This is a genomic window from Mycolicibacterium chubuense, from assembly GCF_001044255.1.
Classification (GTDB): Bacteria; Actinomycetota; Actinomycetes; order Mycobacteriales; family Mycobacteriaceae; genus Mycobacterium; species Mycobacterium chubuense.
Window position 1 is genome coordinate 149,906 of the sequence record NZ_JYNX01000058.1, and the last position, 23,949, is coordinate 173,854.

Below are 23,949 nucleotides of genomic sequence, written 5' to 3' on the forward strand. Positions count from 1 at the left end.
ACGTGCCCACCAACCACGACAGCGTCTGGATGACGCCGCACACCCGCACTGCGCTGGAGGCCGAACTGGCGGGCCTGCTCACCCTGCCGCACGCGGCGGACGCCGAGGCCCGCACCGATCAGGTCGTCGACGCGTGGCTCGCCCGCAAACACCGCATCCGTGAGATCCATGAACTGCTCAGCAGGGCTGGCCACACCCGCATCCCGCCCGACGACGGCGTCGCCGAGCCCGGCATGGTTCTCACGGTCCGGTTCGACGACACCGGGGACACCGAGACGTTCCTGCTCGGCACCCGCGGCACGACCGACGACGAACTGGAGGTCTACACCGTCTACTCACCGCTGGGCAGCGCGCTCCTCGGGGCGACGCCCGGCCGGCAGTGCAGCTACCGGCTGCCGACCGGACGCAGTCAGCGTGTGACCCTCCTGGCGGCCGTCCCGTTCGGCGCTCACCAGCCCGCCAGGTCGGAATCGCGCGGGTTCGCGCACCCGGGTTCCTGATCTCCCGTTGAGCTAGAGTCGCACGCGTATTACGTCACCGATCCGTCGTGGTGTAATCGGCAGCACCTCTGATTTTGGTTCAGATAGTTCAGGTTCGAGTCCTGGCGACGGAGCACTCACTCGCGACGAGCGTGCGCACAGTGACACCCGCGGACGGAGTGTCGGGTACAGACACGCACGCTCGCGCAGGGGAAGGACGACAACGATGGGCGACGCAGGCAACGCAGCCGTCCTGATTCTGGCCGCGGGATCCGGCACCCGGATGAATTCCGACACCCCGAAGGTCCTGCACACCCTCGCCGGCCGCAGCATGCTCGCCCACGCCGTGCGCTCGGTCGCCGCGGTGGCGCCGACGCATCTGGTCGTGGTCGTGGGCCGTGACCGGGAACGGGTGGCCCCGGCGGCGCTGGAGATCGGCGCCGCCGTCGGGCGACGCGTGGAGATCGCCGTCCAGGAGGAGCAGCGCGGCACCGGACACGCGGTCGGATGCGGGCTCGCGGCGCTGCCCGACGACTTCGCCGGCGTGGTGGTCGTGACCTCGGGCGACGTGCCGCTGCTCGACGCCGACACCCTCGCCGCGCTGATCGCCACCCACACCGCGGGCGCCGCCGCGGCCACGGTGCTCACCACCACGACCGCCGACCCCACCGGCTACGGCCGGATCCTGCGCACCCAGGACGGCGAGGTGATCGGCATCGTCGAGCAGGCCGACGCCAGCCCGGCCCAGCAGGCGATCACCGAGGTCAACGCCGGGGTGTACGCGTTCGACGCCGGCGTGCTGCGCTCGGCGCTGAGCCGGCTGCGCGCCCACAACGCCCAGCAGGAGCTCTACATCACCGACGTGTTCGCGATCGTGCGCAGCGACGGCCACCCAGTGCTCGGCCGGCACGTCGACGACCCCGCGCTGGTGGCCGGCGTCAACGACCGCGTGCAGCTCGCTGCGCTGGGCGCCGAGCTGAACCGGCGCATCGTCGCCGCGCACCAGCGCGCCGGCGTGACGATCATCGATCCGGCGACGACGTGGATCGACGTCGAGGTCTCCATCGGCCGCGACACCGTCGTGCGGCCCGGCACCCAGCTGCTCGGCACCACCGAGATCGGCGCGGGCTGCGAGATCGGCCCCGACACCACGTTGACCGACGTCGAGGTGGGCGACCGCACGTCGGTGGTGCGCACCCACGGCCAGCTCGCCGTGATCGGTGACGACGCCGCCGTCGGCCCGTTCACCTACCTGCGTCCCGGCACCGTGCTCGGGGAGGCCGGCAAGCTGGGGGCGTTCGTCGAGGTGAAGAACGCCACCATCGGCACCGGCACCAAGGTGCCGCACCTGACCTACGTCGGTGACGCCGACATCGGCGACCACAGCAACATCGGGGCGTCCAGCGTCTTCGTCAACTACAACGGCGAGACAAAGAGCCGCACCACGATCGGCTCCCATGTCCGCACCGGATCGGACACCATGTTCGTCGCCCCGGTGACGATCGGCGACGGCGCCTACACCGGAGCGGGCACCGTCGTGCGCGAGGACGTACCGCCCGGCGCGCTGGCCGTCTCCGCCGGACCGCAGCGCACCATCGAGGGCTGGGTGGAACGCAAACGCCCCGGTAGCGCGGCGGCACAGGCTGCGGCAGCGGCCCGGGCGGCCGCTGAAGCTACCGGCGAGTAGCGATTCGTCGCCGTTTATTGGCATTCTGGTAACCCGCCAGCGTGCGCGAGTCACCGCTACGTACGATGGCCCGGGAATCGATCCCCCCATCGATGACGAGAAGCCGAGGGCAGCGCTGTGAGCCACGACTGGACCGACAACCGCAAGAATCTGATGCTCTTCTCGGGTCGGGCGCACCCCGAACTGGCCGAGCAGGTCGCCAAGGAGTTGGACGTCGCCGTCACCGCGCAGACCGCGCGGGACTTCGCCAACGGCGAGATCTTCGTCCGCTTCGACGAATCGGTGCGCGGCTGCGACGCGTTCGTGCTGCAGAGCCATCCGTGGCCGCTGAACCAGTGGCTGATGGAACAGCTGATCATGATCGACGCGCTCAAGCGCGGCAGCGCCAAGCGCATCACCGCGATCCTGCCGTTCTATCCGTACGCCCGGCAGGACAAGAAGCACCGCGGTCGTGAACCCATCTCCGCCCGCCTGGTCGCCGATCTCTACAAGACTGCAGGCGCCGACCGGATCGTCACCGTCGACCTGCACACCGACCAGATCCAGGGCTTCTTCGACGGCCCCGTCGACCACATGCGGGCGCAGAAGCTGCTGACCGGCTACATCGCCGAGAACTACGCCGACCACGACATGGTGGTCGTCTCCCCCGACTCCGGCCGCGTGCGCGTCGCCGAAAAATGGGCGGACTCCCTGGGCGGCGTCCCGCTGGCATTCATCCACAAGACCCGCGACCCGCTGGTGCCCAACCAGGTGAAGTCCAACCGCGTGGTCGGTGACGTGCGCGGCAAGACCTGCATCCTGACCGACGACATGATCGACACCGGCGGCACCATCGCCGGCGCGGTCCGTCTGCTCAAGCAGGACGGCGCGGCCGACGTCGTGATCGCCGCGACGCACGGCGTGCTCTCCGACCCGGCCCGGGAGCGGCTGGCCGACAGCGGAGCGCGCGAGGTCATCGTCACCAACACCCTGCCGATCGGCGAGGACAAGATGTTCCCGCAGCTGACGGTCCTCTCGATCGCGCCGCTGCTGGCCAACACCATTCGCGCGGTGTTCGAGAACGGTTCGGTGACAGGGCTGTTCGACGGATCGGCATGAGCGCTCGCATCCTGCACAACCCCCGCTGCTCGACGTCGCGCAAGACGCTGGACCTGTTGCGCGACAACGGCATCGACCCCGAGATCGTGCTCTACCTGAAGAACCCGCCGTCACGCTCCGAGCTCGCCACGATGATCGCCGAGGCCGGCATCGATGTGCGTGCCGCGGTGCGCACCCGCGAACCGCTCTACGCCGAACTCGGGCTGGCGTCGGCCTCGGACGACGAACTGCTCGACGCTCTTGCCGAGCACCCGATCCTGATCGAGCGCCCGTTCGTCGTGACGCCGAAGGGCACCCGGCTGGCGCGCCCGATCGACAACGTTCGCGAGATTCTGTGACGGCTCGCCGGGTGGCCGCGGCTGCCGCGGTGATGCTGAGCGTGGTCGGCTGCGCGCCCGAAGCGCCCGACTACCAGGCGGTGTGGTCGACGTCCAGCGCGCCCAGCGCGGCGCCGACCTCCACGGCGCCCGGCGCCGCGCCCGTGCCGATCGCCGCCTACCTCGAACAGGCCGGCGTCGCCGGTCAGCCCGTCGCGCCTGACCGGCTGACCGACATCACGGTGACGATGCCGTCGCCGCCGGGCTGGCGGCCCTACCAGAACACCAACCTCGCGCCGGGCACCCGGATGATCGCCAAGGGCGACACCTACCCGACCGCGATGCTGATGGTGTTCGAGCTCAACGGCGACTTCAACGTCGCCGAGGCGCTCACGCACGCCAACGTCGACGCCCAGATGAGTCAGAACTTCACGCAGCTCGGCGCCTCGACGGACCCGTTCGACGGCTTCCCGTCGTCGATGATCGAGGGCAGCTACGACCTCAACGGTGCGCGGATGCACAGCTACAACCGGATCGTCATCGCCACCGGCGCGCCGCCGAAGTCGCAGCGCTACCTGATCCAATTCACCGTCACCGGCTTCGCCGACAAGGCCGCCGAGCAGGCCGGCGACATCGAGGCCATCATCGGCGGCTTCTCGGTCACCGTGCCGAAGCCCAGCATCCGCTGACGTCCTCCCCCGTCCCCGCCGAAACGGCATTCCGGCAGCGGAAGTTCGACTGAGGGCCTGCCGGAATGCCGTTTCGGCGCGACTCTAGGGTGGTGGCCATGAGCCAGTGGACCGCCGCGGACCTTCCCTCCTTCACCGGCCGCACCGTGATCGTCACCGGCGCCAACAGCGGACTGGGCCTGGTCACCGCCCGCGAGCTGGCACGCGTGGGCGCACGGACCATCCTCGCCGTGCGCAACACCGACAAGGGCCAGGCGGCCGCGGACGGCATGACCGGTGACGTCGAGGTGCGCCACCTCGATCTGCAGGACCTGTCGTCGATCCGGACGTTCGCCGACGGTGTGTCCGGGGTCGACGTGCTGATCAACAACGCGGGCATCATGGCGGTGCCGTACGCGCTGACCGTCGACGGATTCGAGAGCCAGATCGGCACGAACCACCTGGGTCACTTCGCGCTGACGAACCTGCTGCTGCCCCGGCTCACCGACCGGGTGGTGACGGTGTCGTCGTTCATGCACGTCTTCGGCCGCCTGAGCCTGAAGGACCTCAACTGGAAGTCCCGGCCCTACCTGGCGTGGCCCGCCTACGCGCAGTCGAAGCTGGCCAACCTGCTGTTCACCAGCGAACTGCAGCGCAAGCTGACCGCGGCCGGCTCACCGGTGCGGGCGCTGGCCGCCCATCCCGGCTATTCGGCCACCAACCTGCAGGGCCAGACGGGCAGCCGGTTCGGCAGCCGCATCTACGACGCCGGGAACCAGTTCTTCGCCACCGACGCCGACTTCGGCGCCCGCCAGACGCTCTACGCCACTGCGCAGGACCTGCCCGGCGACACGTTCGTCGGACCCCGGTTCGCGATGCGGGGCCCGACCGGCGCGGCCTGGCGCACCCCCGCCGCCCGCAACCGCGCCAAGGCCGCCGCGTTGTGGACGCTGTCCGAGCAGCTCACCGAGGTCGAATTTCCGCTGTAGCCGGGTGCTGAGCTACCCTGGTCGACGCATCACGGCGAGGGTGGCCAACCGACGGGCCGCCGTTATCGACGGGAACTGAGCATCTGCAGTTCGTGTGACCCTGGCCGTGTCCGACACCACCGGCACAGGAGTACCGAACATGGCGAAGAACGCCCCGAACAATCTGACCGCCCAGGTCCGCACCGCGACCGGCAAGGGCGCCTCGCGCCGCGCCCGCCGCGAGGGCCGCGTCCCCGTGGTCCTCTACGGCCACGGCACCGAGCCCCAGCACCTCGAGCTCGACGGCCACGACTTCGCCGCGGTGCTGCGTAACGCCGGCACCAACGCCGTGCTCACGCTCGACATCGCCGGCAAGGAGCAGCTCGCGCTGACCAAGTCGCTCGAGATCCACCCGATCCGTCGCAACATCCAGCACGCCGACCTGCTCGTCGTGCGCCGCGGCGAGAAGGTGACCGTCGAGGTCAACGTCGCCGTCGAGGGTGACGCCGCCCCCGGCACCCTGGTCACCCAGGAAGCCAACTCCATCGAGATCGAGGCCGACGTGCAGTCGATCCCCGAGCAGCTCACCGTGTCGGTCGAGGGCGCCCAGGAAGGCACCCAGATCCTGGCCGGCGGCGTCGAACTGCCCTCGGGTGTGACGCTGGTGTCCGACCCCGAGCTGCTCGTGGTCAACGTGGTGCCCGCGCCGACCGAGGAGGAGCTCGAGGCCGAGGGTGGCGGCGAGTCGATCGAGGAGCAGGCCGCCGAGGCTGCCGAGGCCGAAGCCGAGGCCGAGGGCGGCGAGGGCGAGTCCGCCGGCGACTCCGAGTAGGACGCCGTCGTCGTGGCCGAACCCCAGCTGGTGGTCGGCCTGGGCAACCCCGGCCCGCAGTACGCGCTCACCCGGCACAACCTGGGCTTCCTCGTCGTCGACATCCTCGCCGACCGCATCGGCGAGACGTTCAAGGTGCACAAGAAGTCCGGGGCCGACGTGGCCACCGGGCGGCTGGCAGGCCGCCCGGTGGTGCTGGCCAAACCGCGCGTCTACATGAACGAGTCCGGGCGCCAGGTCGGCCCGCTGGCCAAGTTCTACTCGGTGGCCCCGCGGGACGTGATCATCGTCCACGACGAACTCGACATCGAGTTCGGCCGGATCCGGCTCAAGTACGGCGGCGGGGTGGCCGGGCACAACGGCCTGCGCTCGGTCGGATCGGCGTTGAGCAGCAACGACTTTCACCGCGTCCGGGTCGGCATCGGCAAGCCGCCGGGACGGCAGTCGGGGGCGTCGTTCGTGCTGGAACCGTTCAACTCCCGGGAGCGCCCGGAGATCGCGACCATCTGCGAGCAGGCCGCCGACGCGGTCGAACTGCTGATCGGCCAGGGCCTCGAACCGGCCCAGAACGTGGTGCACGCCTGGGCCTGACCGGCTACCAGGTCAGGACGATGCCCGACCGGTTGTTGTTGCGGGGGATCGTGTCGGCGACGTTCGGCGCGCGCGTTCCGGGCACCGTCTTGATCGAGACGCTGCCGTTGGTCTCGCACCGGGTCAGGCCGCCGGCCTCCTGGCAGGTCGCCTGCGCGACGGCCGTCGGCGCCGAAACAAGGCCGGCGGCAACGCCACTCGCGATCAGTGCCGCCGACGCGTACTTCCAGAAACTGGTCATGGTCACTCCACTTCCGAGAGCGTGAGTCACGGGCAGGACGACGCGAGGATGCGGGCAGCCGGGTCGAGTGTCAGATTCGCCTGGCCGACATGACGGAAGGCGTCCTCGCGTGCCGCCTCCGGGGTGGCGCCCGCGCCGCCCGACACGATGCCGCTGCCGTCGTCGGCCCCGACCGACACGATGCAGAACACGTCGTTGGTCTGTTCGTCGCTGCTGCACTGCTCCGCCCCGGCCGCCTGGCAGGCGGCGATCACCGCGGAGGCGGCCATCTCGTTGGTGGGGCCGGTGGCCGTGAAGCCGATCAGCGTTCCGTCCCGCAGTCCGGATCCGACGGCCCGGGACACCACACCGGTGTCCACTACTCCCCCGGGTCCGCCGGCCCACGCGGGTGGCGCCAGCGCGACCGCGCACAGCAGTCCGGCCGACAGGCCACGGATCCACACCATTCGTTCCTCCTCCAGCGGCCACCTCGGCGCAGGCACAGCGTCTGGCCGGCAGCCAGCCTCATCTAACCTCCGCGCCGGTGATCCCGCGACCGTTCGCCGCGATACGTCACCGGCCGCGGACACCCCGGATGCCGCTGTCGACCCGCTTCACCGGCTTGTGCGGGTACCGCTTGACGGCGTGCGCCTCGGCTTCCGAACCCGGGAGCACGTACAGCGTCTCCACCTTGTCCTGCAACGGTTTGAGGACGAGATCCATGAACCCCTTGCGGTCATCGAGGTAGGGCTCGATCACCTCCTCCCCCGCCGGGCAGACCGCCAGGCAGTAGGCCGCCTTGTAGTTCGCCTTGAACGACAGGCTCTGCCACATCGACGCGTTCTCCGAATCGCTGACCCGGGAGCGAAAGTCCTCGGCGTCCTCGCTGTCGGCAACGGTCTGCACCCAGTCGGTGAAGCCGCCCATGAACTCGCGGTAGTTGTGCACCGAGCACGCGACGAAGTCGAAGTCGCCGTTCTTCTTGATCGCCCCGACCGGGCAGGCCGCCACGCAGAGCTTGCACTCCAGGCAGGGCGAATAGTCCAGCGGCGCATCGTAAGTGGAGATGTCAGCGGCCACCAGGATCGTGCCGAGCAGGATGAAGTTGCCGAATCGCGGGTGGATGACGTTGCGGTGGATGCCCATCACGCCCATGCCCGCGGCGACGGCGACCGGCTTGTGCGCCACCACCCAGATGCGGCCCGGGTAGCGATCCATCTCCATCGGGAAGGTGGCCGACGGGTTGACCACGCGGTGCCCCGCGTCCTGGAGGATGCGCGTGATGCGGTGGGCGGCCTCGTTCATGATCTCGCCGCTGCGGTGAAACTCCTGATTGGCGACGCTGCGTGCCGTCGAGCGGACGTTGTCGCGGTTCATCTTGACGACGAGCGAGAGGTAGCTGACGGCGCCCGGCAGCGCCGCCTGCACGTGCTCGACCTCGGAGGCCAAGGCCGGATCGGCGACGCGGGCGAACCCGACGTCGTCGACGCCCGCCTCCCGGCAGATCGCGCGCAACCAGTCCGCGTCGATCACGCCGGGAGGACGCGACGGGTGCGCCTGCACCTTCCGGACGGTCGGATGGTCGGCCAGCCGCGGGGGCAACTTCTGCGCCATGCTGAGTATCGTACACAATACTCAGCCTCGCGGTGCTAGCCGGACGTGCGGCGCCGGTAGGCGGCCAGCGCGAACGGCGCGAAGACCGCGGTCAGCGCCAGCGACCACAGGATGGTCGACAGCACCGGGTGATGCAGGGGCAGTTGCGCATCGGGGGCCGCCGGCCCGCCGTTGCCCCACAGTTCGCGCATCGCCTGCGCCAACGACGACACCGGGTTCCACTCGGCGATCACCCGAAGCCAGTGCGGCATCGGCTCCGTCGGCACGAAGGTGTTGGCCAGGAACGTCACCGGGAACAGCACGGTGAACATCACGCCGTTGACCGCCTCGACGGTGCGCATCAGCGATCCGACCAGGATGCCGAACCAGATCATCCCGAAGCCGAACACCAGGATCAGGGCGAACGCCAGCACCGCCTCGGCGATGCTGCCGCGGATGCGCCAGCCGATCGCCAGCCCCGTCAGCGCCATCACCACCACGCCCAACGACGAATGGATCAGGCTCGCGACGCTGCGCCCGATCAGCACCGACGACCGGGAGATCGGCAGCGAGCGGAACCGGTCGATGATGCCCTTCTCGACGTCGGCGGTGATGCCCGAGGCCACCACGAACGCCGAGAACACGATGGTCTGCGCCTGGATGCCCGGCAGCAGGAACTCCCGGTAGGAGGCTCCCCCGGTGTTGGTGATCGACGCGCCGAACACGAACGCGAACAGCAGCACGAACATGATGGGCTGCGCCGTCACGTCGCTGAGCATCTCGGGCATCCGCTTGGTGTGGATCATGTTGCGCTTCACCATGATCCACGACTGCTGAACCAGATTCGTCGGGCGCGTCGGCACCCGGTCGACGCGCACGGCCGCGGGGTGTTCGGTGTCCAGCGCGGTCATGCGCCGACCTCCTCGGATTCGTCGGTACGGTGGCCGGTCAAGCTCAGGAACACGTCGTCGAGGCTGGGCCGGGACAACCCGATGTCGTCGACGCCGATGCCGCTGTCGCGGAACCAGCCGGCGACGGCGATCATGTCGTCCAGCCCGTCGGCCGACGCGGTGAGCCGCCGCGCCGCCGCGTCGACGAACACCTCGGCCCCGGTGCGTCGCAGCAGGTCCTGCGCTGCCGGCAGATCCGCCGCGTCGCCGACCGTGATCACCAGGCTGGCCCGGCCGGCCTGCTGCTTGAGCTGCAGCGGGGAACCCTCGGCGATGATGCGGCCCTGGTCGATCACCACGATGTTGTCGGCCAGCTGGTCGGCCTCTTCGAGATACTGCGTGGTCAGCAACAGCGTGGTGCCCTCGGCCACCAGCCCGCGCAGCACCTCCCACAGCTCGCTGCGGCTGCGCGGATCGAGGCCGGTGGTCGGCTCGTCGAGGAACAGCACGGGCGGCGAGGCGAGCAGACTGACGGCGAGATCCAGCCGGCGGCGCATGCCGCCTGAGTAGGACTTCACCACCCGGTCGCCCGCCTCGGTCAGCGAGAACTGCTGCAGCAGTTGATCTCCCAGCTTCTCCAGCGCTCGGCGCCGGATGCCGTAGAGGCCGCCGATCATGCGGATGTTCTCCCGGCCCGTCAGCAACTCGTCGACCGTCGCGACCTGACCGGTCAGCCCCATGTGGCGGCGCACCTGGTCGGGCTCTGCGCGCACGTCGTATCCCGCCACCCGCGCGGTGCCGCTGGTGGGTTCGGTCAGCGTCGTCATCATCCGCACCGTGGTCGTCTTGCCCGCGCCGTTGGGTCCCAGCAGACCGAGCACGCTGCCCGGCGGGACGGCGAAGCTGACCCCGTCGACCGCGGTGTGGTCACCGAACCGCTTGACGAGGTCGATCGCTTCGATGGCCGGGTCCATGGCCTCGACGGTATCCGCGCCGACCGACATCCGGCCAATGCTTTTGCCGCGGCAGGCGACGGCGTTGACTGAAACCGTGCACGCGGACTGGTTCGCCGCACCGGGATACTGGCTGGCCCGGGAGGTGCTGCAGCGCGGCGTGGCGGCGGTGTACCTGATCGCGTTCATCGGTGCGGGCCGCCAGTTCCGCGCGCTGCTCGGATGCGATGGCCTGTTGCCGATACCGCACTTCGTCACGCGGGTGCCGTTCCGGATCGCGCCCAGCATCTTTCACCTGCACTACTCCGACCGCTTCTTCGCCGCGGTCTGCTGGGCCGGCGCGGCACTGGCGGGCGCGATCGTCGCCGGAGCCGACGACGCGGTCCCGCTGTGGGTGGCGACGCTGGCGTGGCTGACGCTGTGGGTGGGTTACCTGTCGATCGTCAACGTGGGCCAGCGCTGGTACGGGTTCGGCTGGGAGTCGCTGCTGCTGGAGGCGGGCGTCCTGATGATGCTGCTGGGCAACGACGAGACGTCCCCGCCGCTGCTGACCCTGTGGCTGCTGCGCTGGCTGCTGTTCCGCGTCGAGTTCGGCGCCGGGCTGATCAAACTGCGCGGCGATCCATGCTGGCGTGACCTGAGTTGCCTGGACTACCACCACGAGACGCAGCCGATGCCGGGGCCGCTGAGCTGGTTCTTCCATCACCTGCCCCGGCCGCTGCACCGCGTCGAGGTGGCCGGCAACCACGTCGCCCAGTTGGTCGTGCCGTTCGGGCTGTTCTTTCCGCAACCTGTCGCATCGATCGCGGCGGCGGTCATCATCGTCACGCAGCTGTGGCTGGTGGCGTCCGGGAACTTCGCGTGGCTGAACTGGCTGACGATCCTCCTCGCGTTCAGTGCGGTCGACCGGGCCGCGTTCGCCACGGTGCTGCCCGTGCCCGCGGCTCCCTCAGTGACGGCGACACCGGGGTGGTTCGCCGCCCTCGTGATCGCGGGCGCGGCGTCGACGGTGGTGCTGAGTTACTGGCCGGTGGCCAACATGATCGGCCGGGCACAGAAGATGAACGCGTCGTTCAACGCGCTGCGCTTGGTGAACACCTATGGGGCGTTCGGCACCGTCGGGCGCGTGCGCCACGAGGTGGTGATCGAAGGCACCGACGCGGCCCAGCCCACGCCGGATGCGGTGTGGAAGGAGTACGGCTTTCGGGGCAAACCGGGCGATCCGCACCGGATGCCGCGTCAGTGGGCGCCCTACCACCTGCGGCTGGACTGGCTGATGTGGTTCGCCGCTTTGTCGCCGGCCTATGCGCGAGAGTGGTTCGGACCGCTGATGGACCGGCTGCTGCGCGGCGACCCCGCCACGCTGCGACTGTTCGGCCACAACCCGTTCCCCGACGCGCCGCCACGCTACGTGCGGGCCCGACTGTACGAGTACCGCTTCACGTCCTGGCGCGAACTCCGCGAGGACCGGCGGTGGTGGAACCGTGAGCTCATCGGCGACTACCTGCCGCCCACCGGCCGCGAGCGTGCGTGACGTGCCGTCCACACGCGGCGTGTCGCGTCCAGACACGCTCGCTCGCGGAAGGAGGGGCTAGGTGACCAGCGAGACGGAGGTCGAACGGCGCAGCTTGCCCGACGACGTCTTCGGGATGCTGCCCGGCCCCAGCACGACGACGTTGCGCGGCCGCATCTCGACCTCGGCGACCACCTCGTGGGCGACCTGGTGCTCGATGCGGCGCACCTCGGCGGGGTCCTGCCAGGCGTTGGACTCGACGGCGACGGCGAAGGTCTCCCGCGAGTGCCCGGCGTCCAGGCGAACCGCGACCGCACACCCCGGCCGCACACCCTCCACGCGGCCCGCCGCGCGCTCGATGTCGGTCGGGTAGATGTTGCGGCCGGCCATGATGATGACGTCCTTGACGCGGCCGCAGACCACGACGTGGCCGTCCTCGGTCAGGTAGCCGAGGTCGCCGGTGTCGTACCAGCCGTGCTCGTCCTGCGCGGGGATGAAACCGCCCATCGTCATGTAGCCCGGCGTCACGCACTCGCCGCGCAGTTCGATGACCCCGACGCCGCGCGGCGGCATGACATTGCCGTGGTCGTCGATGACGCGGGCCTCGAGGTCGGTGAGCAGCGGGCCGAGATCGGCCAGCCGCTTGGTGTTGCCCTTGGTGGCCGGCACGGCGCGGCGCAGCGCGGCCAGCAGGTCGGCGTCGACCTCGTCGACCACCAGGCCCGCGTTGCACGGCGAGAACGACACCGCCAGCGTGGTCTCGGCCATGCCGTAGGCCGGCAGGATCGCCCCGGGGTTCAGGCCGAATGGCTTGCCCGCGTCCAGCAGGTCCTCGACGTCGGCGGGGTCGACGGGCTCGGCGCCCGACAGCGCGAACCGCAACGTCGACAGATCGAACTCGCCGGGCTTGGCCTGCCGGCGCAGCCGCTTGGCGAACAGCGCGTAGGCGAAGTTCGGGGCGGCGGTCATCGTGCCCTTGTACTTGTCGATGAGCTTGGCCCACAGCAGCGTGTCGCGCAGGAAGTCCAGCGGGGTGACCTTGACCAGCTCGGCGCCGAAGTACATCGGGATGGTCAGGAAGCCGACCATGCCCATGTCGTGGAAGCAGGGCAGCCAGCTCACCATCACGTCGGTCTCGACGTCGTACTGCGCGCCGATGAACATCGCCTCGGCATTGGAGTGGATGTTGCGGTGCGTGATCTGCACGGCCTTGGGCGACCCGGTCGAACCGGACGTCAGCTGCATCAGCGCCAGGTCGTCTTCGCCGACCTCGATCGGATCGATCGGCTCAGCGGCCAGCAGGTCCTCGACGGTCAGGACCGTGATGCCCTTCTCTTCCAGCACGGGGATCGCCACCAGGAACGGCTCGGAGACGATGACGGCCTTGGCCTCGATCATGCCGATGACGTTCATCGTGTCCTCGGCCCACATCACGAGGTCCGTGCGGGGGGTGGGCTGGTGCAGCATCGTCAGCGAGGCACCGCGCATCCACAGGCCCTGGGCCGTCGGAGCGATCTCGACGGGAAGCCCGGCGAGCACGCCGACCGCGTCCCCGCGCCCGACGCCCGCTGCGGCGAGTCCACCGGCGATGCGCCGAGCCCGCTCGTGCACCTCGCCCCAGGTGTGCCGAACCGGCTCATGGGGTTCGCCGGTGACCATGCCCCGGGTGGTGGTGCGGGCATTGCGGTACATCTTCTCGGTGAACTTGCTCACGACGACCTCCTCGCCGACATCTGCCCCTGTGCACATGCGCGTTTGCCATGTTCCGCCTGTTGAACGACCTTCGCATGGAGGCGCGCACACGTTTGGGCAGCGGTTTCGTCTCGAATCGGTGATGTCGCCGCGGCGCGGCCGGATCCGTTCGGACGCCCACCGTCGGTAGCGACGGAGGAATTCGCGTCCACTGCTCGACCGCTAGCTCTCACCGTCGCTCATCTTAGGAGACTCTTAAGTAACTGCCAAACGCGCGCGTGTATTGAGGCGTTTGTCACAGTTCTGGCGATCCGGTCCCGCGGACGCCTACACCGACGCCGACGGGCTCGGCACCACCCGCGCGCCGTGCACCGGCCCGCTGGCCACCCGCACGGTCCGGCACACGCCGGCGCCCGCCAGTTCGGTGCCGACGTCGACAGCCGAACCGGCCGACGTGCACAGGAACGCACAGGTCGGTCCCGACCCGGAGACGACGCCCGCCAACGCGCCGGCCTCGACGCCCGCACGCAGGGTGCGGCGCAGCGACGGGTCGAGCGTCAGCGCGGCGGGCTGCAGGTCGTTGCCCAGCAACGGCGCGAGCTCGGCCGGATCCCCCGATGCCAGCGCGGCCAGCACCGGCTCGGCGGACTCCAGCCGCGGCGGCAGCGTGCGGTCCTGCGCTTCGCGCAGCCGGTCGATCTCGGAGAACACCGTCGCGGTCGACAGACCGCCGTCGGAGAACGCGAGCACCCAGTGAAAGGTGTTGCGGGTCAACACCGTTGCCAGTTCCTCACCGCGCCCGGTGCCGAGCGCAGTGCCACCGTGCAGCGCGAACGGCACGTCGGAGCCCAGCTGCGCGGCCAACGCGTGCAGGTCGCGCCGCGGCACCCCGAGCTCCCACAACTCGTTCATCGCCACCAGCACCGCGGCCGCGTCGGCGCTGCCGCCCGCCATGCCGCCGGCCACCGGAATGGTCTTGTCGATGGCGATGGCGACGTCCGGGGCGCGGCCGACGTGCTCGGCCATCAGTTCGGCCGCCCGCCAGGCGAGATTGCGGTCGTCGGTGGGCAGCGACTCGGCGCCCTCACCCGCCACCTCGAGTGTCAGCACATCCGAGGTGCTGACCGTCACTTCGTCGAGCAGCGACACGGCGTGGAAGACGGTGGAAAGCTCGTGGTAGCCGTCCGCGCGGCGGTCGCCGACCTCGAGGTAGAGGTTCACCTTGCCGGGCACGCGGACCGTCACCGAACCGGTGGGAACCCACTCCGTAGCCGTATTTCCGTCGCGCGCGGACATCGCACGACCCTAACGCCGCGATGTGACGCGGGCGAACCCTACTCTGGAAGCGTGCTTTCGCCGGGCGACCGCTTCGAAGGCCGCTACGCCGTGGAGGCCGTCATCGGCCGCGGCGGTTCGTCGACCGTCTACCGGGCCCGTGACACCCGGCCACCCGAGCGCACCGTCGCGCTGAAGGTGCTCGCCGACCGAGCCCAATCCGCCGAGGCACAGGCCCGGCTGGATCGCGAGTTCGCCGTCGCCCGGGCCATGGCGCAGCCGCACGTCATCGAGGTCTTCGACCACGGCCCGGGATGGCTGACCATGGAACACCTCGCCGGCGGGCCGGTCGCCGGGCTGGCCACCATCCCCAACCGCCTCGCGGCGCTGACCCAGATCGCCGGCGCCCTCGACGACATCCACGGTCGCGGCGTCGTGCACTGCGACGTCAAACCCGCCAACATCCTGTGCCACGCGGACTTCTACGCCGACGGCGCGGTGCTGGTCGACTTCGGCACCGCGCACACCCGCGACGAGAAGCCGCGGCCGCACGCAGGCGAGGTGACCGCGTCGCTGCCCTACTCGCCGCCGGAACTGCTGACCGGCGGGCCGGTCAGCGGCGCCACCGACGAGTATGCGCTGGCGTGCACGGTCGTGGAGATGGTCACCGGAGCTCCGCCGTTCACCGCGGCCACCCGCATGGGCCTGACCGCCGCGCAGTTGAACAGCGTTCCACCCCGGCTGTCCCGTCGAATCGCCTGGCTGCCAAGCGCGTTCGACTCCGTGATGGCCAAAGCCCTGGCGAAGAGGCCCGCCGATCGCTATCAGAACTGCACGCAGTTGATGGCGTTGATTACCCGTATTCTGCGGGACTGAAACGTCAATCGCGTTCTGCCACTCTGTAACCCAGCGTTAACGTCGGCGAATTCCGCCGTGACACGACGGGGCTAGCGTCCCGCCCATGGAATCTGCCGTGCAGTACGACAACTCGGCCCTGGCCCACGAGGAAGAGGGCTATCACAAGGGCCTCAAGCCGCGACAGCTGCAGATGATCGCCATCGGCGGCGCGATCGGCACCGGTCTGTTCATGGGCGCGGGCGGCCGTTTGAACACCGCCGGCCCCGGACTGTTCATCGTCTACGCCGTGTGCGGCGTCTTCGTGTTCTTCATTCTGCGCGCGCTCGGGGAGCTGGTGCTGCACCGTCCGTCCTCGGGATCGTTCGTCTCGTATGCACGCGAATTCCTCGGCGAGAAGGCGGCTTTCGTGGCCGGCTGGATGTACTTCTTCAACTGGGCCTGCACTTCGATCGTCGACGTCACCGCGATCGCGCTGTACATGCACTACTGGGGCGCGTTCAAGGCGGCCCCGCAGTGGACGATCGCGCTGATCGCGCTGATCATCGTGCTGACGGTGAACATGATCTCGGTCAAGCTGTTCGGGGAGATGGAGTTCTGGGCCGCGCTGATCAAGGTCGTCGCGCTGGTGACCTTCCTGGTCGTCGGCATCGTGTTCCTCGCGGGCCGGTTCACCGTCGACGGTCAGCCGACCGGCCTGTCGGTGGTCGCCGACAACGGCGGGATCCTCCCCACCGGCGCGCTTCAGCTGGTGCTCGTCACCTCCGGCGTGATATTCGCCTACGCCGCAGTCGAATTGGTGGGCACCGCGGCGGGTGAGACCGAGAACCCCGCCAAGGTGATGCCCAAGGCGATCAACTCCGTGGTGTTCCGCATCGCGGTGTTCTATGTGGGCTCACTGATCCTGCTGGCGCTCATGCTGCCCTACACCAGCTACAAGCAGGGCGAGAGCCCGTTCGTGACGTTCTTCTCCAGCATCGGCGTGCCCGCGGCGGGCGACATCATGAACTTCGTCGTGCTGACCGCCGCCATGTCGAGTCTGAACGCGGGCCTGTACTCGACGGGACGGATCCTGCGCTCGATGGCGCTGAACGGCAGCGCGCCGCAGTTCACCGCTCGCATGACCAAGCGCGGTGTGCCGTTCGCCGGTATCGCGCTGACGGCGGTGTTCACCGTGGTCGGCGTGTTCCTGAACCTGGTGGTTCCGGCCGAGGCGTTCAACATCGCACTCGACCTGTCGGCTCTGGGCATCATCGCGTCCTGGGGCACCATCGTCATCTGCCAGATCCAGCTGTACCGCTGGTCGAAGAAGGGGATCCTGTCCCGTCCGAGCTTCCGGCTCTGGGGCACGCCGTACACCAGCTACGCCACCCTGGTGTTCCTCGTCGGGGTGACGGCGTTGATGTGTTACGAGAACTACTGGAATCTGGTCGCGCTGGTGGTGCTGGTGCCGGCGCTGGTGATCGGCTGGTTCGCGGTGCGCACCAGGGTGATGGAGATGGCCCGCGAGCGGGTCGGCATCACCGGCAACTACCCGATCGTCGCGGAGACGCCGTTGATGGACGAGTACCTGCGTGCCGACGGCACGAAGGACAGCGACAGGCCGGGGCCTACGACGACGTGATGTGGGAGTCGAGCCCGTCGGCGGTGGGCTCCGCGGTCACCGCCGGCGCCGGCTTGGGGACGACGTGCCAATCGGCGTTGCGCTGCAGCAGCCGGACGAAGTCCGCGATGCCGAGCGTCTCGCCGCGGCGGGACGGGTCGATGCTGGCTGCGAGAAGCCGGCTTGCGGACTCGTTGCCCGAGCCCGCCCACTCGGCGAACGCGTTGCGCGCGGTCTTACGGCGCTGCGCGAACGCCACGTCGATGAGCTCGAAGACCTGCTGCCGGAATTCCGGATCGGTCGGCCACGGCGAGGTCTCGTAGCGGTCGATCCGCACCAGCCCGGAGTAGACGCGCGGGATAGGCCAGAACACCGTCGGGGACACCATGCCGTATCGGCGCACGTTGCCGAAGAACCGCACCTTGACGCTGGGCACTCCGTAGTCCTTGCCGCCCGGCTCGGCGGCCAGCCGCTCGGCGACCTCGGCCTGCACCATCACCATCACGGTGCGGATGGAGGGAAACTCGGCGAGAAGGTGCAGAAGCGCAGGTACAGCAACGTTGTAGGGCAGGTTCGCGACCAGGGCGGTCGGCTCGTCGGTGAGGTCCTCACGCTGGAAGGTGAGGATGTCGCGGTTGAGCACGTGCAGCCGGTTGATCTCGCTGTGCGAGTGGTCGGCGACCGTGGTGGGTAGCTGCTCGGCCAGCACCGGGTCGATCTCGACGGCCGTCACGCGGGAGCCGCGATCGAGCAGCGCCAGCGTCAGCGACCCGAGGCCGGGGCCGACCTCGAGCACGTGATCGTTCCGGTTCACCCCCGATGCGGACACGATGCGGCGCACGGTGTTGGCGTCGTGCACGAAGTTCTGGCCGAAAGACTTGCGCGGCCGGAAGTCGATGGACTTTGCCAGGTGACGAATCTCAGTTCGCCCGAGCAGTCGAATTGTCACGACGCACCGATCCTCCCGCTACAGACCGGCCACGCTCCCCACCCTTGGCGCGCCCTGGTCACTTCAGCTATTGCGATCTGCTCTTCTCTCGTTGCCAGATCTGCCCGCTGAGCATACCTCAGACCACCGTTGCGCTCCCAGGTGTTTTGATCAAATTGGACTCCACCGAAAAAACCGTTACCGGTGTTGATGCCCCAATTACCTCCGGCTTCGCAACGCGCCAACGCGTCCCACTGGCCCGGGTTGGACACCGGGGGCACCTCGGTGCCCGGCTTGGCACCGATGCGCAACACCCCGTCCCTGGCCGGAACAACAACGACATTGGCTACTGGCAGCCTGCCTGTCTCGACGCCATTGACCCGCGCGATCGCGAAAGTGACGTCCTGGGTGCCCGGCATTCCGGGGTCTTCGACGATCTGGCGGCTCATGTTCAGCGACACGTCAGTGATGCGCTGGTTGTTCGGGGCGAGCGGGAGCCGCTCGGTGACCTTGTCGATTCGCACCCGGGTGACGGTGATCCGCATGCCATCCACGATGGGAGCCGAGGGTGCTGGATTTACCGTGTCACTTTGCTGAAGGGGGGCGCCTGCGGCATCGAGCAGGGCTGCGACGTTCGGTGCGGCCAGTCGAACCGACCGCGTCACACCCGCGTCGTCGAGCTGAACGGTCCTGGGACTCACCACAGGTAGCGCCATTCCGCCCAGCGGGACACGGCTGCCGCGGCTTGCCGCGAGCGGCGCTTTGTCGGTCATCCGGAGCTGGGCGAGCGCCTCCTGCACGGTCGACGCGGTTGTCCAGACCTGCTCGGTCCCGCCACCGTCGGTGGAGATCTCGAGCGGCCGGCTGCGGCGCAGCATGATCGTGTCGGACTGGTGCACGGGGGTGTCGGCGGCCGGGAAGAGGTCGTCGCGGTCGGTGACGTCGAAGCCGTTCTCCTTGACGACGTCGATCACGCGGCTCTTCATCGTCGGCACCGTCATCGACGCGCCGTCCACAGTCAGTGTCACCGTTTTGTGGGACAGCACGGCCGTTCCGCCCGCGAAGATCAGCGCCAGCAAAGTCGCCGCGACGAGGGCCCGCAGGATCGGCGAACGCGTCTGATGAAGTCTGGTGATGGCACTCACGATGTCGTCGACCCCAACTTCAGGACGCGCGCAGCTTCTGTACGCGCGTGGATTATCACAAGACGGTAACGAAAAGGCCTACGGGCGGCAACTCTGCAGGCCGTACGCTCGCTCCGCCGTCACCGAGGTCTGCTCGGCGATCTCTTCCGGCGCCCGGCCGACCACGTCGGCCAACGCTCGAACAGTGTAAGGGAGGCAATAGGGCTCGTTCGGCGCGCCGCGGAAGGGGTGCGGTGTCAGAAATGGCGCGTCGGTCTCGACCAACAGCTGGTCGACGGGGATCAGCGTGGCCGCTTCCCGCAGCTCACGGGCGTTCTTGAAGCTGACCGTGCCCGACAGGCTGAGCAGCCAGCCCGCGTCGACGCAGGAGCGTGCCATCGCCGGGCCGGAGGAAAAACAGTGGAAGATCACAGTCTCCGGGGCGCCCTCGGCGCGCAGCACGTCCAGCACCTCGTCGTCGGCGTCGCGGTTGTGGATCATCAACGGCTTCCCGCTGCGCTTGGCCAGGTCGATGTGCCACGCGAACGCCTCGCGCTGGACGGCCGGCTCCGCGCACCCCTCCAGCCGCCCCGGCCAGTACAGGTCCAGGCCGGTCTCCCCGATCGCGACGACCCGCGGGTGCGCGGCCAGCCGCTCCAGCTCGGCGCGGGCATCGTCGGTGAGCGCATCGGCCCGGGTGGGGTGCAGCGCCACCGCGGCGTACACGCGCGGATCCCACTCGGCCGCGCCGGCCGCCCACCGGGCGGCGTCGAGGTCGTCGGCGATGGTGACCACGGCCTGCACCCCTGCCGAGTTGGCGCGGTCCAGAACGGCCGCCACATCGTCGGCGGTGCGGGTCCCACAGGCGTCGAGGTGGGTGTGAGCGTCGATCAGAGGCGTCAGCGGCTCGGGGACGGGGGGCGGCTCGCGCCGCTGTCGGGAGGAGGAGCTCACCGTCCACACCTTAGGGTGAAGCACAAATGAGCGAGCCCTACTACATCACCACGGCGATCGCCTATCCCAACGGCGACCCGCACGTCGGCCATGCCTACGAATACATCGCCACCGACGCGATCGCGCGCTTCAAGCGGCTGGACGGTTTCGACGTCCGCTTCCTGACCGGCACCGACGTGCACGGGCTGAAGATGGCCGAGACGGCCGCCCGCGAGGGGGTGCCGACCATCGAGCTGGCGCGGCGCAACTCCGACGTCTTCGAGCGGCTGCAGCGCAAGCTGAACGTGTCGTTCGACCGCTTCATCCGGACCAGCGACGCGGACCACTTCACGGCGTCGGAGGAAATCTGGCGGCGGATGGTCGACGCGGGCGACGTGTACCTCGACAACTACTCGGGCTGGTACTCGGTGCGCGACGAGCGGTTCTTCGCCGAGAACGAGACCGTCCTGGGCGAGGACGGGGTCCGCGTCTCCATCGAGACCGGCACCCCGGTGACCTGGACCGAGGAACAGACGTACTTCTTCCGGCTGTCCGCCTACGCCGACCGGCTGCTCGCGCTCTACGCCGAGCACCCGGAGTTCATCGAGCCGGAGGTGCGGCGCAACGAGGTGGTCAGCTTCGTCTCCGGCGGGCTGCGCGACCTGTCGATCTCCCGGACCACGTTCGACTGGGGCGTCCCGGTACCCGGCCACCCCGACCACGTCATGTACGTCTGGGTCGACGCGTTGACCAACTACCTGACCGGTGTCGGTTTCCCCGACACCGATTCCGAGCTGTACCGGCGTTACTGGCCCGCCGACCTGCACATGATCGGCAAGGACATCATCCGGTTCCACACGGTGTACTGGCCGGCCTTCCTGATGTCGGCCGGCATCCCGCTGCCGAAGAAGGTGTTCGCGCACGGCTTCCTGTTCAACCGCGGCGAGAAGATGAGCAAGTCCGTCGGCAACGTGGTCGACCCCAACGACCTCGTCGACACATTCGGCGTCGATCAGGTGCGCTATTTCCTGCTGCGCGAGGTCCCGTTCGGCCAGGACGGCAGCTACAGCGAGGACGGCATCATCGCCCGGATCAACGCCGATCTGGCCAACGAGTTCGGCAACCTGGCGCAGCGCTCGCTGTCGATGGTCGCCAAGAACCTCGACGGCGTGGTCCCGCAGCCCGGCGACTTCACGCCGGAGGACCTCGAGATGCTCGCGGTCGCCGACGAGCTTCTCGAGCGGGTGCGCGGGCATTACGCGGCGACGGCGATGCACCTGGCCCTCGAGGCGATCTGGTCGGTGCTCGGCGCGGCCAACCGCTACTTCTCGGCGCAGGAGCCGTGGGTGCTGCGCAAGACCGATCCACAACGGTTCGCGACCGTGCTGTACACGACGCTCGAGGTGGTGCGCATCGCCGCGCTGCTGAGCCAACCCGTGATGCCCGAATCGACGGCCCGGCTGCTCGACCTGCTCGGCCAGCCCGCCGACCAGCGGGACTTCACCGCCGTGCCGGTTCGCCTGACGACCGGCGTGGCGTTGCCGGCACCCACCGGGATCTTTCCGCGCTACCAGCCTGCGGTGTGATACGCATCACGTCGTGTCACACCCGGACGGTCGCCGGTGTCTTGAGGTCACACGCCTTCGGACAAAGGAGACCTCATGACCGCACGACAGTTTCGCGTTCTCGTGATCGGCGGCGGTTACGCCGGCGTGATGGCCGCCAACCGGCTGACGTCACGTGACGATCTGGCGGTGACCCTGGTGAACCCCCGCCCACACTTCGTGGAGCGGATCCGGCTGCACCAGCTGGTCGCCGAAACCGGCGATGCGGCGGTCGATTACGACCGGGTGCTCAACGATCGGGTACGGCTGGTCGTCGACTCTGTCGAGCGGATCGACACCGCCGCGCGCCGGATCGCGCTGGCCTCGGGCGCGACGCTGGACTACGACTACCTCGTCTACGCGGCGGGCAGCACCGGGGCCGTGCCGGCGTCGGTGCCGGGCGCCGCCGAGTTCGGATTCTCGCTCAGCGAGTGGGAGCCGGCGGAACGCCTGAAGGCCCGGCTGGCCGACCTCGCGCTGCCCGCGCCGATCGTCGTCGTCGGCGGTGGCCTGACCGGCATCGAAGCCGCAGCCGAACTGGCCGAGGCCGGCCGCCCGGTGACACTGGTGAGCACGGTCGTCGGGCCGTCGCTGAGCAGGCCGGGCCGCCGCTCGGTGACCAAGCGCCTGCACAAGCTCGGCGTGGTGCTCGTCGAAGGGGACGCCGCCACGGTCACCGCGGTCGGCCCCGACCACGTCGCGCTGGCCGACGGCCGGATCGTCGCGAGCGCCGTGACGGTCTGGGCCGCCGGGTTCGGCGTGCCCGGCCTGGCCTCCGCCAGCGGACTGACCACCGACGGGATGGGTCGCGTCGTCACCGACGAGACGTACACCAGCGTCGACGACGACCGCATCGTCGCCGCCGGCGACTCCGCGGCGCCGTCGCGGCGGGCCTACCGGATGAGCTGCCAGGCCAGCCTGCCGATGGGCGTGCTGGCGGCCGACACCGTGCTCGCCCGCATCGCCGGCGAGTCTCCTGCCACGGTGTCGGTGCCGATGACCGCGCAGTGCATCAGCGTCGGCCGACACGCGGGCACCCTGCAGATCCAGCGCGCCGACGACACCCCGATCGCGCTCTACGTCGGCGGCCGTGCCGGCGCGCTGATCAAGGAGCAGGTGTGCCGGTGGACGGTGAAGTGGATGGCCGGCGAGGCCGCCGAGCCCGGCTCCTACCGCACGCGCAAGGGCCCCGACCGCAGCACCGCACCGGCCGCCGATGAGGCGATCGGCGTCCGATGAGCGACGAACACGCCGAGCAGTTCACCGCACTGCGGCCGCTGCTGTTCACGATCGCCTACGAAATCCTCGGCAGCGCAACCGAATCCGACGATGTGCTGCAGGAGAGCTATCTGCGGTGGGCACACGTCGAGCTGGCCACCGTCTGCGACACCAAGGCCTATCTCGCCCAGCTCGTCACCAGGCAGGCACTCAATGCGCTGCGGGCACAGTCGCGGCGCAAAGAGACCTACGTCGGGCCGTGGCTGCCCGAACCGCTGCTCACCGATGTCGACCCGTCGGCCGACGTGGTGCTCGCCGAGTCGGTGTCGATGGCGATGCTGGTGGTCCTGGAGACGCTGAGCCCCGACGAGCGTGCGGTCTTCGTGCTGCGCGAGGTGTTCGGGTTCGACCACGACGAGATCGCCGCGACGATCGGGAAGTCCACCTCGGCCGTCCGGCAGATGGCCCACCGCGCCCGCGAGCACGTGCAGTCCCGGCGCAAGCGGTTCGAGCCCGTCGACCCGCAGTTCTCCACCGAACTCACCACCCGGTTCTTCACCGCCGCCGCGACCGGTGACCTCGACGGCCTGATGGCGATGCTCGCCCCGGACGTGGTGTGGACCGCCGACAGCGACGGCAAGGCCAGCGCGGCCCGCCGCCCGGTGGCGGGCGCGGAGCGGGTGGCCCGGCTGGTCATGGGCCTGGTGCGGCTGGGCGGCGCCGGCGGCCGGGTGGAGCCCGCGATCTACAACAGCGCGCCCGCGCTGGTCCTCTACACCGGCGAGCACCTCGAGGGCGTGGTGCTCATCGAGGTGGTCGACGGCAAGATCGCGAACTTCTACGCGATGCGCAATCCGGAGAAACTCGCCACGGTGACCGTGCCCCGACGCATCGGCCGATAATGACCC

At 69.4% G+C, this 23,949-nt stretch carries 24 protein-coding genes and 1 tRNA gene; 15 read left to right on the forward strand and 10 right to left on the reverse strand.

The genetic code is table 11. From position 1 onward, the window contains the following. The first annotated feature begins 29 nt into the window (after positions 1–29). The 9 genes from MCHUDSM44219_RS19475 (at position 30) to pth (ending at position 6,640) form a co-directional block, all read left to right on the forward strand. Positions 30–500 carry a GreA/GreB family elongation factor gene (locus MCHUDSM44219_RS19475; RefSeq protein WP_048420011.1) on the forward strand — a complete coding sequence of 157 codons (471 nt, stop codon included), beginning with the start codon at positions 30–32 and terminating at the stop codon, positions 498–500. A 41-nt stretch (positions 501–541) separates the two neighbouring features. After that, positions 542–613: transfer RNA gene (locus MCHUDSM44219_RS19480), tRNA-Gln, on the forward strand. A gap of 92 nt (positions 614–705) precedes the next feature. Next, a complete protein-coding gene (gene glmU, locus MCHUDSM44219_RS19485; RefSeq protein ID WP_048419885.1) occupies positions 706–2,166 on the forward strand; it encodes a bifunctional UDP-N-acetylglucosamine diphosphorylase/glucosamine-1-phosphate N-acetyltransferase GlmU in 1,461 nt (486 codons plus the stop codon). Between the two features lie 117 nt (positions 2,167–2,283). Beyond that, positions 2,284–3,264 carry a ribose-phosphate diphosphokinase gene (locus MCHUDSM44219_RS19490; protein WP_048419886.1) on the forward strand — a complete coding sequence of 327 codons (981 nt, stop codon included), beginning with the start codon at positions 2,284–2,286 and terminating at the stop codon, positions 3,262–3,264. Then, positions 3,261–3,602: an arsenate reductase (glutaredoxin) gene (arsC, locus tag MCHUDSM44219_RS19495; RefSeq protein WP_048419887.1), complete on the forward strand. Its 342-nt coding sequence runs from the start codon at positions 3,261–3,263 to the stop codon at positions 3,600–3,602. Before MCHUDSM44219_RS19490 ends, arsC begins: the two co-directional genes overlap by 4 nt. Then, the gene (locus MCHUDSM44219_RS19500; protein ID WP_048419888.1) at positions 3,599–4,270 is read left to right on the forward strand and encodes an LpqN/LpqT family lipoprotein; all 672 of its coding nucleotides are present in this window, start codon (positions 3,599–3,601) and stop codon (positions 4,268–4,270) included. The genes arsC and MCHUDSM44219_RS19500 overlap by 4 nt, the downstream gene beginning before the upstream one ends. Positions 4,271–4,368: 98 nt before the next feature. After that, positions 4,369–5,238: an oxidoreductase gene (locus MCHUDSM44219_RS19505; protein ID WP_048419889.1), complete on the forward strand. Its 870-nt coding sequence runs from the start codon at positions 4,369–4,371 to the stop codon at positions 5,236–5,238. 139 nt (positions 5,239–5,377) lie between these two features. After that, complete coding sequence (locus tag MCHUDSM44219_RS19510; RefSeq protein WP_048420012.1) at positions 5,378–6,049, forward strand: 50S ribosomal protein L25/general stress protein Ctc; 672 nt, start codon at positions 5,378–5,380, stop codon at positions 6,047–6,049. Between the two features lie 12 nt (positions 6,050–6,061). Then, positions 6,062–6,640 (forward strand): aminoacyl-tRNA hydrolase, encoded by a 579-nt coding sequence (gene pth, locus MCHUDSM44219_RS19515; protein ID WP_048419890.1) that lies wholly within the window; start codon positions 6,062–6,064, stop codon positions 6,638–6,640. Between the two features lie 4 nt (positions 6,641–6,644). Here the strand turns inward: pth and MCHUDSM44219_RS19520 are convergent, their stop codons facing one another. The 5 genes from MCHUDSM44219_RS19520 to MCHUDSM44219_RS19540 all read right to left on the reverse strand — a co-directional run bounded on the left by MCHUDSM44219_RS19520 (position 6,645) and on the right by MCHUDSM44219_RS19540 (position 10,347). Further along, the gene (locus tag MCHUDSM44219_RS19520) at positions 6,645–6,881 is read right to left on the reverse strand and encodes a hypothetical protein (RefSeq protein WP_048420013.1); all 237 of its coding nucleotides are present in this window, start codon (positions 6,879–6,881) and stop codon (positions 6,645–6,647) included. Positions 6,882–6,907: 26 nt separating this feature from the next. Beyond that, on the reverse strand, positions 6,908–7,327 hold the full coding sequence (locus tag MCHUDSM44219_RS19525; RefSeq protein WP_048419891.1) for a hypothetical protein: 420 nt from the start codon (positions 7,325–7,327) through the stop codon (positions 6,908–6,910). Between the two features lie 106 nt (positions 7,328–7,433). Further along, a complete protein-coding gene (locus MCHUDSM44219_RS19530) occupies positions 7,434–8,474 on the reverse strand; it encodes an epoxyqueuosine reductase (protein ID WP_048419892.1) in 1,041 nt (346 codons plus the stop codon). A 35-nt stretch (positions 8,475–8,509) separates the two neighbouring features. Beyond that, on the reverse strand, positions 8,510–9,364 hold the full coding sequence (locus MCHUDSM44219_RS19535; RefSeq protein ID WP_048419893.1) for an ABC transporter permease: 855 nt from the start codon (positions 9,362–9,364) through the stop codon (positions 8,510–8,512). Next, positions 9,361–10,347, reverse strand: a complete 987-nt coding sequence (locus tag MCHUDSM44219_RS19540) for an efflux ABC transporter ATPase subunit, DrrA-related (protein WP_172506292.1) — start codon at positions 10,345–10,347, stop codon at positions 9,361–9,363. Before MCHUDSM44219_RS19540 ends, MCHUDSM44219_RS19535 begins: the two co-directional genes overlap by 4 nt. 46 nt (positions 10,348–10,393) lie before the next feature. Between MCHUDSM44219_RS19540 and MCHUDSM44219_RS19545 the strand changes: the two genes are divergently transcribed. Then, positions 10,394–11,830: a lipase maturation factor family protein gene (locus tag MCHUDSM44219_RS19545; protein WP_236695522.1), complete on the forward strand. Its 1,437-nt coding sequence runs from the start codon at positions 10,394–10,396 to the stop codon at positions 11,828–11,830. 57 nt (positions 11,831–11,887) lie between these two features. Here the strand turns inward: MCHUDSM44219_RS19545 and MCHUDSM44219_RS19550 are convergent, their stop codons facing one another. Both MCHUDSM44219_RS19550 and MCHUDSM44219_RS19555 read right to left on the reverse strand, forming a co-directional pair. Then, entirely contained in the window at positions 11,888–13,522 is a 1,635-nt protein-coding gene (locus MCHUDSM44219_RS19550; RefSeq protein ID WP_048420015.1) for a fatty acyl-AMP ligase, read from the reverse strand. Between the two features lie 306 nt (positions 13,523–13,828). Further along, positions 13,829–14,797 carry a 4-(cytidine 5'-diphospho)-2-C-methyl-D-erythritol kinase gene (locus tag MCHUDSM44219_RS19555; RefSeq protein WP_048419895.1) on the reverse strand — a complete coding sequence of 323 codons (969 nt, stop codon included), beginning with the start codon at positions 14,795–14,797 and terminating at the stop codon, positions 13,829–13,831. Between the two features lie 51 nt (positions 14,798–14,848). Between MCHUDSM44219_RS19555 and MCHUDSM44219_RS19560 the strand changes: the two genes are divergently transcribed. Then, complete coding sequence (locus MCHUDSM44219_RS19560) at positions 14,849–15,652, forward strand: serine/threonine-protein kinase (protein WP_048419896.1); 804 nt, start codon at positions 14,849–14,851, stop codon at positions 15,650–15,652. 85 nt (positions 15,653–15,737) lie between these two features. Next, a complete protein-coding gene (locus MCHUDSM44219_RS19565) occupies positions 15,738–17,255 on the forward strand; it encodes an amino acid permease (protein WP_048419897.1) in 1,518 nt (505 codons plus the stop codon). Here the strand turns inward: MCHUDSM44219_RS19565 and rsmA are convergent. From rsmA to MCHUDSM44219_RS19580, 3 genes are all read right to left on the reverse strand, one after another. Beyond that, positions 17,242–18,183 (reverse strand): 16S rRNA (adenine(1518)-N(6)/adenine(1519)-N(6))-dimethyltransferase RsmA, encoded by a 942-nt coding sequence (rsmA, locus tag MCHUDSM44219_RS19570; protein ID WP_048419898.1) that lies wholly within the window; start codon positions 18,181–18,183, stop codon positions 17,242–17,244. The two genes, MCHUDSM44219_RS19565 and rsmA, sit on opposite strands and share 14 nt — an antisense overlap. Next, positions 18,180–19,307, reverse strand: coding sequence for a resuscitation-promoting factor (locus MCHUDSM44219_RS19575; RefSeq protein WP_048419899.1), 1,128 nt, complete (start codon positions 19,305–19,307; stop codon positions 18,180–18,182). Before MCHUDSM44219_RS19575 ends, rsmA begins: the two co-directional genes overlap by 4 nt. 78 nt (positions 19,308–19,385) lie before the next feature. After that, the gene (locus MCHUDSM44219_RS19580) at positions 19,386–20,249 is read right to left on the reverse strand and encodes a TatD family hydrolase (RefSeq protein WP_048419900.1); all 864 of its coding nucleotides are present in this window, start codon (positions 20,247–20,249) and stop codon (positions 19,386–19,388) included. A 17-nt stretch (positions 20,250–20,266) separates the two neighbouring features. On the opposite strand from MCHUDSM44219_RS19580, the gene metG reads away from it, so the two are divergent. From metG to MCHUDSM44219_RS19595, 3 genes are all read left to right on the forward strand, one after another. After that, the gene (metG, locus tag MCHUDSM44219_RS19585; RefSeq protein ID WP_048419901.1) at positions 20,267–21,805 is read left to right on the forward strand and encodes a methionine--tRNA ligase; all 1,539 of its coding nucleotides are present in this window, start codon (positions 20,267–20,269) and stop codon (positions 21,803–21,805) included. A gap of 75 nt (positions 21,806–21,880) precedes the next feature. Further along, a complete protein-coding gene (locus tag MCHUDSM44219_RS19590; protein WP_048419902.1) occupies positions 21,881–23,062 on the forward strand; it encodes an NAD(P)/FAD-dependent oxidoreductase in 1,182 nt (393 codons plus the stop codon). Next, positions 23,059–23,943, forward strand: coding sequence for an RNA polymerase sigma-70 factor (locus tag MCHUDSM44219_RS19595; protein ID WP_048419903.1), 885 nt, complete (start codon positions 23,059–23,061; stop codon positions 23,941–23,943). Before MCHUDSM44219_RS19590 ends, MCHUDSM44219_RS19595 begins: the two co-directional genes overlap by 4 nt. The last annotated feature ends 6 nt before the right edge of the window (positions 23,944–23,949 follow it).